This window comes from Nesterenkonia sp. CL21 (assembly GCF_031705515.1).
Classification (GTDB): Bacteria; Actinomycetota; Actinomycetes; order Actinomycetales; family Micrococcaceae; genus Nesterenkonia; species Nesterenkonia aethiopica.
Genome location: NZ_JAUTWR010000003.1, coordinates 246,832 through 260,315, shown reverse-complemented (window position 1 = coordinate 260,315; position 13,484 = coordinate 246,832). Strand labels below are relative to the sequence as shown.

At 68.7% G+C, this 13,484-nt stretch carries 10 protein-coding genes; 4 read left to right on the top strand and 6 right to left on the bottom strand.

What is annotated here, in order from left to right; all coding sequences use genetic code 11:
- Positions 1 to 9: 9 nt before the first annotated feature.
- The 6 genes from Q7C18_RS07805 to Q7C18_RS07780 form a co-directional block, all read right to left on the bottom strand.
- Positions 10 to 966, bottom strand: coding sequence for a carbohydrate ABC transporter permease (locus tag Q7C18_RS07805; protein ID WP_311024870.1), 957 nt, complete (start codon positions 964 to 966; stop codon positions 10 to 12).
- 14 nt (positions 967 to 980) lie between these two features.
- Positions 981 to 1,925, bottom strand: coding sequence for a carbohydrate ABC transporter permease (locus Q7C18_RS07800; protein ID WP_070162136.1), 945 nt, complete (start codon positions 1,923 to 1,925; stop codon positions 981 to 983).
- A gap of 31 nt (positions 1,926 to 1,956) precedes the next feature.
- A complete protein-coding gene (locus Q7C18_RS07795) occupies positions 1,957 to 3,201 on the bottom strand; it encodes a Gfo/Idh/MocA family oxidoreductase (protein WP_311024869.1) in 1,245 nt (414 codons plus the stop codon).
- 334 nt (positions 3,202 to 3,535) lie between these two features.
- Complete coding sequence (locus tag Q7C18_RS07790) at positions 3,536 to 5,950, bottom strand: LamG-like jellyroll fold domain-containing protein (protein WP_311024868.1); 2,415 nt, start codon at positions 5,948 to 5,950, stop codon at positions 3,536 to 3,538.
- Positions 5,951 to 6,195: 245 nt separating this feature from the next.
- Positions 6,196 to 7,173 carry an SRPBCC family protein gene (locus Q7C18_RS07785; protein WP_311024867.1) on the bottom strand — a complete coding sequence of 326 codons (978 nt, stop codon included), beginning with the start codon at positions 7,171 to 7,173 and terminating at the stop codon, positions 6,196 to 6,198.
- 21 nt (positions 7,174 to 7,194) lie between these two features.
- Positions 7,195 to 7,554 (bottom strand): helix-turn-helix transcriptional regulator, encoded by a 360-nt coding sequence (locus Q7C18_RS07780; protein ID WP_070162130.1) that lies wholly within the window; start codon positions 7,552 to 7,554, stop codon positions 7,195 to 7,197.
- Between the two features lie 136 nt (positions 7,555 to 7,690).
- On the opposite strand from Q7C18_RS07780, the gene argS reads away from it, so the two are divergent.
- The 4 genes from argS to thrC all read left to right on the top strand — a co-directional run bounded on the left by argS (position 7,691) and on the right by thrC (position 13,409).
- Complete coding sequence (gene argS / locus Q7C18_RS07775; RefSeq protein ID WP_311024865.1) at positions 7,691 to 9,331, top strand: arginine--tRNA ligase; 1,641 nt, start codon at positions 7,691 to 7,693, stop codon at positions 9,329 to 9,331.
- Positions 9,332 to 9,336: 5 nt separating this feature from the next.
- Positions 9,337 to 10,809, top strand: coding sequence for a diaminopimelate decarboxylase (lysA, locus tag Q7C18_RS07770; RefSeq protein WP_311024864.1), 1,473 nt, complete (start codon positions 9,337 to 9,339; stop codon positions 10,807 to 10,809).
- 93 nt (positions 10,810 to 10,902) lie between these two features.
- Positions 10,903 to 12,231, top strand: a complete 1,329-nt coding sequence (locus tag Q7C18_RS07765) for a homoserine dehydrogenase (protein ID WP_085437193.1) — start codon at positions 10,903 to 10,905, stop codon at positions 12,229 to 12,231.
- A gap of 68 nt (positions 12,232 to 12,299) precedes the next feature.
- The gene (gene thrC, locus Q7C18_RS07760) at positions 12,300 to 13,409 is read left to right on the top strand and encodes a threonine synthase (RefSeq protein ID WP_070162125.1); all 1,110 of its coding nucleotides are present in this window, start codon (positions 12,300 to 12,302) and stop codon (positions 13,407 to 13,409) included.
- Positions 13,410 to 13,484: the final 75 nt, after the last annotated feature.

Here is a 13,484-nt window from a genome sequence, read left to right as displayed (position 1 = left end):
GTGGTCTCCTCATTTGATCCCGCTGAAGCCGATGGAGCTGACGATCCGTCGGGCGAAGAGCATGAACAGCAGCAGCATGGGCAGAGCGGCGACCAGCGTCGCGGCCATCAGTCCGGCCCAGTCCGGCCCGGTCTGCGGGCTCTGCTCCGTGAAGTTGCCCAGTGCGACGGTGAGCACGCGGGAGGCGTCCGTGTAGGAGACCATCAGCGGCCACAGGTAGTCGTTCCAGGCGGTGATGTAGGTCAGGATCGACACGGTCGCGATGGGCCCCGCCGTCATCGGGATGATCAGGGTGAAGAACACCCGGACCCTCCCGGCGCCGTCGATCAGCGCCGCCTCCTCCACCTCGGTGGGGACGTTCATGAAGAACTGTCGGAGGAAGAAGATCGCGAACGGCGTCATGAACATGCTCGGGAGCATGATGCCCAGGAGGGTGTCGATCAGCCCCAGCTCGCGGACCAGGAGGAAGTTCGGCAGCAGGGTGAAGATGACCGGAACCATCAGGGAGAGGAGGAACAGCCCGAAGACGACGTCCCGGCCCTTCCACTGCAGCCGGGAGAACGCGTAGGCGGCCATGGCGGAGAAGAAGACCTGGCACACGGTGATCCCGGTGGCGACCAGGACGGTATTGACCAGGTAGCGCCAGAAGTCGATCGAGGCGCCGGAGCCGCCCTCCGCGATGGCCTTCTCGGTCTCCTGAAGTCCGAAGACCCGCTGGAAGCCTCCCAGGTTGGCGTCGGCCGGCATCAGGGAGACGGCTTCGGCATAGAGCGCGGAGTTGCTGGACAGTGCGGTGCGCAGCATCCAGAAGAAGGGGAACAGTGTGATGATCAGCAGGATGATCATCACCGTCCAAGCCAGGACGCGTCCTGGAGAGAGCCGGCGTCGGGATGTGCCTGACGGCGGCCGTGCGGCGGGGCGCGCCTCCTCGGCGCCGCGGGCGGTGGCGGTGGCTGCGGTGCTCATGATCGTCCCCTTCCTCAGTTCAGGTCCGTCTGGCCGGCCCGGGTCACCCGGTACTGCAGGACGGTGACCACCATGAGGATCACCAGCATCGCCACGCTCAGCGCGGCGGCGTACCCGAAGTTGAACTGGCCGAAGGCGTTGTCATAGATGTAGAGCTGCAGCACGCGGGAGGCGTCGACGGGGCCGCCGCCGGTGGTGACCGCCACGGTGTCGAAGACCTGGAACGAGCCGATCACCGAGATGATCAGCACCAGCCCCAGGATGGGCCGCAGAAGCGGCAGGGTGATGGTGAAGAACTGACGGATCTCGGAGGCGCCGTCCACGCGCGCGGCCTCGTAGAGGTTGCCGGGGATGGCCTGCAGACCGGCGAACAGCAGCAGGGCGGTGTATCCCATGTGGCGCCACACGTTGACCAGCGCGATCGTGGGGATCACCCAAGCCTCGGTGGTGAAGAAGCCGACCCGGCCCACGCCCAGCCATTCCAGGAAATGGTTCCCGATGCCGAGTTGGAAGTCCAGGATCCACAGGAACACCAGGGCGGCGACCACGTTGGAGACCAGGAACGGCGTCAGCACCAGCGAGCGCAGCACGATCGAGCGGCTCAGACGCTGCATCAGCACCGCGAGCACCAGGGCGACCACGGTCTGGATCCCAATGTTGATGACCACGTACAGCAGGGTCACCCGCACCGCGTTCCAGAAGACGGGGTCGGAGATCATCTCTTGGTAGTTGGCCAGTCCGACGAACCGGGCCGGGGTCAGGATGTCCCAGGAGGTGAAGCTCAGCCAGATGCCGCGGACCAGGGGCCAGAAGTAGAAGAGCAGCAGGCCGACCAGGGCGGGCAGGATGAACAGCAGGGCGAGCCGGGTGTCATCCCGGCGGCCGACGGCGCGTTTCGGTCGGAGTCGGTGGGCGCCGGACGACGTCGGGGCCGGGGCAGGGTTCTCGACAGCACTCATCACGGGTCTCCCTCAGGTCTCCGGACGCCGTTCAGCGGCCGGGTCCGTCGCCGAAGTGCGGGATGTCCATCCGGGTGCCGCCGTCGCGGGCGGAGGCGTGGGCCACGATGCCGGGGGCGGTGAACTTCGCCGCCAGCCAGGCGTTGACCGGGGGGAGCTCTCCGGTGACCACGGCGCGGACGAAGTCGTCCGCGAGGAAGTGGTGCGCGCCCTCGTGACCGTTCGGCGCGCCCTCGAAGGTGTGGGGCAGACGCGACCGGTCATGGACGGGCGCGGTGCCGGAGGTGAAGGCCGCACGCAGCGCGGGGTCGACGTCGCTCAGGTCCGTGTCCCCGCTGCTGTCCCGCACCGGCAGGAAGTCTGCGGAGATGTCGCGGGACTCGGTCTTGTCGTTCCACACCGTCTGGTGGGCGAGCTGCTCGAAGCTGGCCTCGGTGCCGAAGAACCGGAAACGGGATTCACGGATGTGGCAGGGGTAGCCGACCCGACGCATCTCATTGGTGCGCAGGCAGCCACCGTCCGAGAGCTCGAAGAGCGCCGTGGCGTTGGAGACGTCGTTGTCGAACATGCTCACCTCGCGGTCGAAGACCCCGTCGTTCCGGCGGTCCTTCACCCCCAGGCAGCTCACGCTGACGGCGTGGGCGGGGAGCGCGCCGAGGACCCCGCCGAGCGCGTGGGTGGGGTAGAGCATGGGCGGGTAGCTCGCGGTGGCCTTCCAGTTCTCGCCGCCGCTGTACTGATAGGCCGCGTAGAAGCCGAGGTCCATGTCGTGGACGTAGTCTCCTTCGGAGTAGAAGACCTGGCCGAGCTCGCCGGAGCGGATCTTCTCCCTCATATACACGGTGGCGGGGTTGTAGTAGCTGGTCTCGCCCATCATGTAGGTGAGTCCGGTGCGCTCCACGGCGGCGATGATCTGTTCGATCTCGGTGAGCTCCACGGCCATGGGGACGGCGGAGTACACGTGCTTGCCGGCCTTCAGCGCGGCCAGGACGAGCGGGCCGTGGGTCCAGCGCTGGGTGAAGATGGCCACGGCGTCGACGTCGGAGGCCAGCATCTCCTCGAAGCTGCCCACCACGGTGGCGCCGTCGTAGTGGGCTGCGAGCTGTTCGGCGCGTTCGGGCTGCAGGTCCGTGACGGAGAGCTGGGAGACGTTCGGGTGGAGGTCCCAGAGGGTGGCGAAGCTCTTGGAGAACTGGCCGGCGCCGACGACGCCGATGCTCAGGCTCCCGGCCTCGGGGGCGAGGGGAGAGGTGGGCTCAAGGGGCAGCTGGTTCATCAGGGGGTCCTTCCGTCGCGACGAGGTGGGTGGGCATTTGTCAGGATGTCTGAGAGATCGAACATGCCTCAACATTTGCGCTCAACTATCAACGAAAAGGAACGGTGTGTCAAGGCTCACATATCGTCTGATCAGGTGAAACGATTAAATCCATCGATGTCATCATGAACAGGTCACAATTCCGCAGATGCCCGCGGTGACCAGAGAGCGGACGAGTGGGGTGGAATGCCTCAGGGCGGCTGATCAGTAGGATCGGCCGCCCCTGAGGGGGATGCATCAGTGTTGAGTTGTGTGGGATCGACGATGTGAGGATGTCGCGGTGCCGGTGACCGCTTCAGCGCGCGGCCAGCTCGGCGACCTCCTCCGCGTCGAGTCCTCCGTGAAAGACCTTCAGCTCGTCGATCGCGCCGTGGAACGGTGTGTCCCACCAGTTCACGCCGAGGGCGAAGACGCCGTCAGAGGTGGTGAACACCTCGGGGAAGCCGTCACCCGAGTGCACGAGGTTGCCGTCGAGGTGGACCTGTGCCTCGCCCTCGGACACCGAGACGGCGATGTGGGTCCACTCGTGCACAGGCAGCTGGGTGCCTGTATCACCGAGGTAAGGGGCTTGGGAGCCCGACCACAGCGCAGTGTTCGATCCGGCGTCCGGACCGGCGTCGGGGACCAGGCTGACCCAGGCGGTGTCCGAGCGGGCGCCGAAGAAGGTCGTCGTGTAGGTGCTCACCGAGTCAGGGCGCACCCAGAAGCTGACCGCGTAGTCCGTGTCAGCGATCAGCCCGTCCGGCAGGCGGACCCCGGAGGTGCCGTCCAAGGCGAGCGCCTCTCCCGCGACGCCGTCGGTGAACTCGGCCGAACCGTCCTCGTGGAGGTCGTCGATCCGCTCACCGGTGAGCACGCCGTCGGCCAGGCTCGGAGAGGCGCTGGCGGGGCTGAGGTCGCCGTCGAAGGCGTAGTGAGCTACGAGCCCCGGTTCGGGACGGGCCGGCACCATGATCTCGAAGCTCGCCGACTCCTGCCGTTCGCCGAGGCTGACCTCGGCGGTCACGGTGACGTGTGCGTCCTCCTCTCCTGGGCCGGGGCGGGTGACCTGCCCGTCGGCGCCGATGACCGCCTCGTCGCTGCTGGACCAGGAGATCGTCGTCCCGCGGGTGCCGTGCTCCGGGAGATCCAGGTCCGACAGCGCCTCGTCGACGCCGTGCAGCGGCAGATCCGCGACGACGGCGGCCAGGGCGTCGTCGTCGCTCATCGGCTGCAGCTGGCTGCCCCACAGGGAGACGCCTTCCGAGGAGACGACGCTGAAGGTCAGCGCCCAGTCCTCGGCCGTGGCGTCCCATTGGTGGCTGAAGACGCCGGTGAAGATCTGGCCGTCGACGGTCAGTTCGGCGCCATGCTGTCCGGTCAGCTTCCAGCGGCCCGAGATCTCCCCGGAGATCCGGCCGTCCTGTTCCAGGGTGATGTCCACCGCCTCGGTGATCTCGTCGCTGATCGCTCGGCCGTGGTCGATGAGTCGGTAGTCGCCGACTACGTCGGGTCGGTGCACCTTCTGCGCCTCAGCCCCGGCGTAGCGATGGGGTGCCACCACGGGCCACCCGTCGGCAGTGAGGTGCATCTCATGGACGCGCACCTGGTGACGCTCGCCCTGGCCTGGGAATCGGGAGTGGAAGATCAAGTGCATCCGCCCGGTCTCCGGATCCAGATGGTGCGTGGTGTGGCCGGGGGAGACGTAGCCGACCCCGTCACCCTCGCCGGGGTCTCCCAGCTCCCGCTGGAAGAGGAAGTTGCCCATCAGTTTGGTGCCGTAGGGCTCGATGCTCTCGTCGTCGAAGATCGGCAGGTCAGGGTCGGCGGCCACCTCCCGCATATCGTGGCCCGCGGCGTCGTAGAACGGGCCGGCGGGGCTCTCGGCGCGTGCCACCCGCACGTTGTATCCGCCGAAGGAGTCGAGGCCGCCGAAGGTGGTGAACAGGTAGTAGTGGCCCGAGTCCGGGTCGTACATCATGTCGGGAGCCTCGATGCGGCTGTGATGGCCGCCCATCAGGTGCGTGCCGTACCCCTGATCCGGCTCCGGCAGGCCGGTGCTCTCGTCGAGCTCCAGGACGAAGATGCCGCCGGAATAGGAGCCGTAGACCATCCAGAGCTCGCCGTCCTCGTCGTAGAAGACGGCAGGGTCCACCACGTTCGGGTGGACGGTCGGGTCGTACGGGGTGCCGTCTTCGCTGGGCCCCTCGTCCTCGCGGTGCCCGGAGCGCAGGATGATGCCCTGATCCACATAGGGGCCCTCCACCTGCTCGGCGATCGCCACCCCCATAGCGGATCGTGGCGAATCTCCTCGGCACGCGTTGTAGTACATCGCGAACCGCCCGTCCGGCAGCTCGATCACATCCGGAGCCCAGAGCGTGTCCGTCTCGGCCCAGGCGAGGGCGTCAGCGAGCTCCTCGGTCACATCGTCGAACAGCGGGTTCTCGGGGGTGACGTGGTTCGCCTGCTGCTCCCAGTCGACAAAGTCGGTGGTGCTCGCCGCGGCCAAGTGTGAGCCGAACACCCAGTGCTCGCCGCCAGCCGTGACCAGCGCGGGATCATGCACCTCCACCTCGGTGAACGTCGGCGGTTCGGGCAGGTCTGGTCCCGGCGGGCCCGGCGGGCCCGGCGGAGCGTGGGGTGCGGAGGACGCGGTGGGCGTCAGAGTCAGGGTCAGGGCCGCGGCGAGCATGGTCGCCGCGGTGGCCCGGGGGATGCTCCGGATGGTCACGGGGTTCTCCTCAGGGGTCGAGCGGTTGGGCAGGGTGCGACGACGGCGCAGCCGGTGACGCCGCCATCGCGTCGACGCCGCATCGCCGAGGCGGTGATGCAACGTTGTAATGTGATCGAGGTTACAACGTTGGACATCTGTGTCAAGGGTGAGGGGTGCACCCGCCGTCCGCTCCGGAGCCCGGGCGGGAGCGAGCTGCACCCCTCGCATGTGAACCCTGCGGTGATGCCGACCGAGGGAGGGTGTCAGCGGGCGGCGAGCACCTCAGATTCGAGTCGGGCATAGCTGGTCTCCATGCCGTCCACCATGCCGGTGCCCAGCACCGTGTCCCGCAGCTCCCGGTCCGGATAGGTGATGACCAGGCTCAGCAGTGTGCCGCCGTCGACCGGGGTCAGGGTGAGCTCGTTGGTCGTGCCGGGGCCGTCCATGCCGATCATCTGCTCGGAGGTCACCTCCCGATGGGGAGGCTGGGCCTCCAGCAGCTCCCCGGTGAAGCCGAAGCGCTGCTGACCGTCCTCCGACTCCCATTCGTAGCGATAGGTGTCTCCGGGCTCCTCGGCGACCTCGCAGACCGGCATGGTCCACCCGTCGGGGCCCAGCAGCCAGCGCTGCAGCAGGTCCGGGCGACGGTGAGCCTCGGAGACGTCCTCCAGGGACCCGGAGATCACCCGGCTGACGCGCACCTGGGTGTCGTTGAGCAGCTGGGAGCGGGCGGGCCGAGGTGGCGTGCGGTCGCCCGCATCGTCGAGGACCTCCTCGATCTGGCTCATCGCGGAGACGGTGCCTTCCTCCATGCCCATCCTCAGCAGCTCGTCCAGATCCTCGGCGGAGGTGAACACCGCACGGACGACCAGGCGGGATCCGTGGGCCGTCTCCTCGAAGGTGAATCTCATGCGGGTGGTGGGCATGTCCTGGGCCGGCTGGCCGTCAGGGCCGGCGAATCCGTCCAGGACTTCGAAGGCGTGCGGGGGCTCTACGTCGAGGAACTCCCACCATCCGCCGGCGCTCTCGCCGTCGGGACCGGTCATCACGTAGTGGGAGCGCCCGCCGGGGAACATGTCATGGCGGGTGAAGGTGGCGGGCCATTCGCGCGGCCCCCAGAACCGCTCGAGCCGCCGGGGGTCTGCGTAGGCATCCCAGAGGCGGCGGACCGGTACGGGGAAATCGGCGGTGATGGTCATCGTCAGGGCGTCGAGGTCCTTCTCGACTGCGGTGATGGGCATGGTGCTGCCTTTCAGGCGGGCTCAGTCGTCGGCGAGCAGCTGGTCGAGCCGGTCGATCCGGTCTCGCCAGAGCTGTTCGTACTGCCGCAGCAGGGACTGGGCGTGGCGGATGGTGTCGGGGCGGGCGCGGACCCGGCGCTCCCGGCCGTGGGCCGTCTTGTCCACGAGACCGGCAGAGACCAGGGTGCTGACGTGCTTCTGGACGGCGGCGAAGGACATGTCATAGGTCTCCGCCAGCGATGAGATGGATTCCTCCTCGATGAGTGTGCGGCGGATGATGTCGCGCCGCGTGGCATCCGCCAGGGCGCGGAAGATCCGATCGACGACCTCCGACGAGGGTGGTTCGGCGTCGAGGGCGACCGTGTCGTGAAATACAACCATCAGGTTGCACGTTAGGCGGTAGGGGTGGGTCCGTCAAGAGGTGTTCGCCTCGGGATCCGATGAGAAGGGGGATGAGAGGGAGTGGCCGTCCGGCGCTCGCTTTCTGGCTCGGCCGCCGTCGCCGTAGACTGTCGGGGTGACTCCCGAAGAACTCTCCGCAGCAGTGACCCGTGTGCTCTCCGAGGCCGTTGAGGCCGGCGAGCTGGCCATCGAGATCCCTGAGACGATCATCATCGAGCGACCCAAGAACAGGGAGCACGGCGACTGGGCCTCCACGGTGGCGCTGCAGCTGGCCAAGAAGGCCGGCATGGCGCCGAGGCGGCTCGCCGAGCTTCTGGCTGCCCGCCTGAGGGAGACCGACGGCGTGGCGGCGGTGGACATCGCCGGTCCCGGGTTCATCAACATCACCCTCGACGCCGCCGCGGCCGGAGAGCTGGCCCGCACCATCGTGGAGACCGGAGACGGTTTCGGCCACAACGAGGCGCTGGCCGGGCACGTGATCAACATGGAGTTCGTCTCCGCCAACCCCACGGGCCCGCTGCACCTCGGCCACACCCGGTGGGCCGCCCTGGGCGATGCCCTGGCCCGCCTGCTGCGGGCTTCCGGCGCCGACGTCACCAGCGAGTACTACATCAACGACGCCGGCAATCAGATGAACGTCTTCGCCTCCTCCGTCCTCGCCCGAGTCCACGGCGAGGACGTGCCCGAGGGTGGCTATCCCGGGGAGTACACCTGGGAGCTCGCCGAGGAGGCGCTGGCCGCGCGCGCCGACCTCCGCGACCTGCCGCGGGAGGATGCGCTGCCCGTCGTCCGGGAGCTCGCCTATCAGGCGCAGCTCGGGCAGATCAAGGACACGCTCGCCGAGTTCGGCGTGCATTTCGACGTCTACTACTCCGAGCAGTCGCTGCACGACGAGGGTCGGATCGCGGCCGCGGTGGACACCCTCAGGGCCCAGGGGCACATCGAGGACCGTGACGGCGCGGTCTGGCTGCGCACCACCGACTTCGGGGACGACAAGGACCGGGTCCTCTTCAAGGCCGACGGCGAGCCCACCTACTTCGCCGCCGACGCGGCCTACTACCTCTCCAAGCGGGAGCGCGGCTTCGAGGAGAAGATCTACCTCCTCGGCGCAGACCACCACGGGTATGTGGCCCGGCTGAAGGCCATCGCCGCCTGTGCGGGAGACGACCCCGAGCGCAACATCGAGATCCTGATCGGTCAGCTGATGAGCGTCAAGGGCGCGAAGCTGTCCAAGCGCGCGGGCAACATCATCGAGCTCGCCGACCTCATCTCGTGGCTCGGCGCTGACGCCCTGCGCTATACGCTGGCCCGGTACCCGGCCGACTCGCCGATCGACATCGACCCGGAGCTGCTGCGCTCGAAGTCCAATGACAATCCCGTCTTCTACGTCCAGTACGCGCACGCCAGGGCGTGTGCGGCGGCCCGCAACGCGGTCGAGGCCGGAGTGGGACGCGACGGCTTCGACGCGTCCCTGCTGACCCATGCCACCGAGGAGGAGCTGCTCGCGCACTTGGGCCGGTTCCCCTCCGTGGTGGCTCGGGCCGCCGAGATGCGGGAGCCGCACCGTGTGGCCCGCCATCTGGAGACGGTGGCCGCGGCGTACCACTCCTGGTACGCGACATGCCGCATGGTGCCCCGCGCTGGCGAGGAGATCACAGACACCAACCGCACGAGGCTGTGGCTCAACGACGCCACCGTGCAGGTGCTGCGCAACGGGCTCGCCCTGCTCGGAGTCTCCGCGCCGGAGAGGATGTGAGACCCATGACCGAGACAGTCGCCGGGCCCCACCCGCTGGCCCCGGAGTGGCTCCGGCCGCTCACCGACAGCGCTGCGCTGGAGGACAAGCTGTTCCCGGCTGACGCTCATCGGGACGAACAGGGGCGTCTCGTCCTCGGTGGAGTCGACGTCGAGACGCTGGCGGCACAGCACGGGACGCCGCTGTATGTGATCAGCGAAGACGATTTCCGGAGCCGCGCCCGGGCCTTCGTCGAGGCCTTCTCCGAGGCGTTCGCCCCGGAGACCGACGTGGACGTGTTCTATGCGGGCAAGGCCTTTCTGAGCACGCACGCGGCACGCTGGGCTACCGAGGAGGGCCTGTGCGTGGACACCGCCTCCGGTGGTGAGCTCGCCGTGGCGCTGGCCGCCGAGGTCGAGCCCGCCCGCATCGGCCTGCACGGCAACAACAAGTCCGATGCCGAGATCGTCCGCGCACTGAAGGCCGGCATCGGCCGGATCATCGCTGATTCGCTCGACGAACTGGCGAGGATCGATCAGCTGGCGAGGTCCGCCGGCGTCACCGCCCCGGTGATGCTGCGGCTCACCCCCGGGGTGCACGCCTCGACCCATGAGTACATCGCCACCGCGCATGAGGACCAGAAGTTCGGACTCTCGCTGACCCCGTCCTCCGACGCCGACACCGACCAGGAGAACCCCTACGCCGGCTCGCCGGCCTGGTCCGCAGTCGAGCACGCCCTGGCGGCCGAGCACATCGAGCTGCGCGGACTGCACTGCCACATCGGCTCGCAGATCTTCGAGCCGGAGGGCTTCGAGGTGGCAGCCGCCAAGCTCATCGGCCTGCTCGGTCGGGTGCGGGCCCGGCACGGGGTCGAGCTGCCGGAGCTCGATCTCGGCGGAGGCCATGGCATCGCCTACACCGAGGCCGACTCCCCGCGGCACCCCCGGCAGATCGCCCAGGCCCTGGCCGGTGCGGTACGCACCGCCTGCGACGCCGAGGGGATCGAGGTGCCACGGATCTCCATCGAGCCGGGCCGGGCGATCGTCGGTCCTGCCGGGGTGACCCTGTACCGGGTGGGCGTGCAGAAGGACGTCCAAGTGGACGGGCCTTCCGGCCAGACGCTGTCCCGTCGGTATGTGGCCGTGGACGGCGGGATGAGCGACAACGCCCGTGGGGTGCTCTACGACGCCGACTATTCCGCCGTGCTGGCGGGTCGGAAGGTGACCGGGAACCATGTGCTGTCTCGCATAGTGGGCAAACACTGCGAATCCGGAGACATCGTCGTGCGGGACGTATACTTGCCGACGACGACGGCGCGGGACGACCTCCTCGCGGTCCCCGCGACCGGTGCCTACTGTCATTCGCTCTCGAGCAACTACAACCTCCTGGCCCGTCCCGCTGTGGTCGCGGTGAAGGACGGGGCCTCCCGGGTGCTCATCCGCCGCGAGACCGAGGAGCAGATGCTCCGCCGCGACACCGGCTTCGCCGCGCAGGACTGAGTCCGATCGGCCCAGCAGGCAGGTCGACTCGGCGCTCGAGGCGACGGCAGCCCCAGACGACCTGACCACGACCGCACACAGAACGGGGTGACCATGGCCAGCGCTGCAGAACCGCTGACGATCGGCCTGCTCGGAGCAGGGAACGTCGGTGCCCAGGTGGCACGGACTCTGGTGGAGGAGCGAGAGCTCATCAGCGCTCGCGTGGGAACCCCCGTCCGGCTGATCGGGGTCGCCGTGCGCGACGTCGAGGCGCCCCGTGACTGGCGGATCCCCGGGGAGCTGCTCACCACCGACGCTGAGTCGCTGGTGGACCAGGCTGACCTGGTCATCGAACTGCTGGGCGGGCTGGAACCGGCCGGCAGCCTGATCGAGCGGGCGCTGCGCCGCGGCGCCGCCGTCGTCACGGGGAACAAGGCCCTGCTGGCCACCCGCGGCGGGGAGCTCTCCGCCGTGGCGGCCGAGACCGGCGCTCCGCTGCACTTCGAAGCCTCGGTGGGCGGGGCCATCCCGATCCTGCGTCCCATCCAGGAGTCCCTCTCGGGCGACCGCATCACCAAGGTGATGGGCATCGTCAACGGGACCACCAACTACATCCTGGACCAGATGGACACCACCGGTGCGGCGTTCGACGATGCGCTCACCGAGGCTCAGCGACTGGGCTACGCCGAAGCCGATCCGACCGCTGACGTCGAAGGCCATGACGCCGCCGCCAAGGCCGCGATCCTGGGCACGCTGGCCTTCCACGCCCCGTTCACCATCGATGACGTCCACTGTGAGGGCATCACGGCCGTCTCTGCGGCGGACATCGAGGCCGCCGCCGCCTCCGGCTACGTCATCAAGCTGCTCGCGATCGCCGAGATCTTCGACGGGGAGGGCGCCGTGCTGCGGGTCCACCCGACTCTGCTGCCACGCACCCATCCGCTGGCCAGTGTGCGGGGGGCGTTCAACGCGGTCTTCGTCGTGGCCGAGAACGCCGGGGAGCTCATGTTCTACGGCCAGGGCGCCGGCGGTGTGCCCACCTCGTCGGCCGTGCTCGGGGACCTCGTCTCCGCCGCGCGGCTTCTGCGTCACGGCACCACGGCCCTGGAGCCCTCCGAGCCGACCGAGACCGTGTCGGCGCTGCCCATCGAGAAGGCCCGGACCCAGTACTACATCGACATGGAGGTGGCAGACGAGGAGGGCGTGATCGCGGAGATCGCGCGGGTCTTCGCCGACCACCACGTCTCCATCGAGGCCATGCGCCAGCCGGGCATCGTCTCCGTCGACGGGGAGGTCGACACCGAGCAGGACAACGGCGCTGTGCTGCAGGTGGTCACGCACCCCGCCCAGGAGAAGTCCCTGGCTCAGACCGTGGCCACGCTGAAGGCCCTCGACGTCGTGCGTGCCGTCACCTCGGTGCTGCGCGTCGAGATCGAGCAGTAGCACCTGGGCCGCCCCACCGCGGGCCGCCTGCCCACCCGATAGAACCGCAGGAACAGGAGAGCAACGCTGTGGCGCATCAGTGGCGCGGAGTGATCCGCGAATACGCCGACCGGCTTCCGGTCGACGACGACACCCGCATCATCACCCTGGGGGAGGGCGGCACTCCGCTGGTGCATGCGCCCGCGCTCTCCGAACTGATCGACGGCGACGTGCACCTCAAGGTCGAAGGCATGAACCCCACCGGGTCCTTCAAGGACCGGGGCATGACGATGGCGATCACCGCGGCCGTCGCCCAGGGCGCACAGGCGGTGGTCTGCGCGTCGACCGGCAACACCTCGGCCTCGGCCGCGGCCTACGCCACGCAGGCCGGTCTGACCTGTGCCGTGCTCGTCCCCGCCGGCAAGATCGCCATGGGGAAGCTGAGCCAGGCCGTGGCCCACGGCGCCGAGCTGATCCAGATCGACGGCAACTTCGACGGCTGCCTGGACATCGCCCGCAAGCTTGCCGAGGCCTATCCGGTCTTCCTGGTGAACTCCGTGAACCCCGCGCGCATCGAAGGGCAGAAGACCGGGGCCTTCGAAGTCGTCGATGCTCTCGGTGACGCTCCTGACCTGCACCTTCTGCCCGTGGGCAATGCCGGCAACATCACGGCGTACTGGAAGGGGTATCAGGAGTACGCCGCCACCTGGACCAATCCGCATCAGGGCCAGGCCGCCCAGCCGCTGAGCCCTCGGGCCACGCGCACGCCCGCCATGTGGGGGTTCCAGGCGGCCGGCGCTGCGCCGATCGTGGCGGGCCACCCCATCACCGAGCCGGACACTGTGGCCACCGCGATCCGCATCGGCAACCCGGCCTCCTGGGAGAAGGCCGAAGCCGCCCGCGAGGAGTCGGGCGGCGTGATCGAGTCGGTCACGGACGAGGAGATCCTCGCCGCCCATCGGTGGCTCTCCTCCAAGGAGGGCGTCTTCGTGGAGCCGGCCTCGGCGGCCGGTGTCGCCGGGCTGATCCGCAAGCATGCCGCCGGTGAGGTGCCCTCGGGTCTCTCGGTGGTCATCACGGTGACCGGGCATGGGCTGAAGGATCCTGACTGGGCGTTGAAGAACGCCGACGGCAGCGACGTGGAGCCGACGAGGCTGCCGCAGGACGTGGAGACCGTGGCTCGCCAGCTGGGCCTGTGAGCGGCGTCGGCGGAATGCAGGATCCGCGGGAACCGACCGGCGACGACCGCGGCAGGCCTGACGCGCGACTGACAG

Bases quoted from the DNA above. Each gene is read 5' to 3' on its own strand.
- Q7C18_RS07765 (WP_085437193.1), top strand. From the start codon at position 10,903: ATGGCCAGCGCTGCAGAACCGCTGACGATCGGCCTGCTCGGAGCAGGG.
- lysA (WP_311024864.1), top strand. From the start codon at position 9,337: ATGACCGAGACAGTCGCCGGGCCCCACCCGCTGGCCCCGGAGTGGCTC.
- Q7C18_RS07785 (WP_311024867.1), bottom strand. From the start codon at position 7,173: ATGCCCATCACCGCAGTCGAGAAGGACCTCGACGCCCTGACGATGACC.
- Q7C18_RS07805 (WP_311024870.1), bottom strand. From the start codon at position 966: ATGAGCACCGCAGCCACCGCCACCGCCCGCGGCGCCGAGGAGGCGCGC.
- Q7C18_RS07800 (WP_070162136.1), bottom strand. From the start codon at position 1,925: ATGAGTGCTGTCGAGAACCCTGCCCCGGCCCCGACGTCGTCCGGCGCC.
- Q7C18_RS07795 (WP_311024869.1), bottom strand. From the start codon at position 3,201: ATGAACCAGCTGCCCCTTGAGCCCACCTCTCCCCTCGCCCCCGAGGCC.
- Q7C18_RS07780 (WP_070162130.1), bottom strand. From the start codon at position 7,554: ATGGTTGTATTTCACGACACGGTCGCCCTCGACGCCGAACCACCCTCG.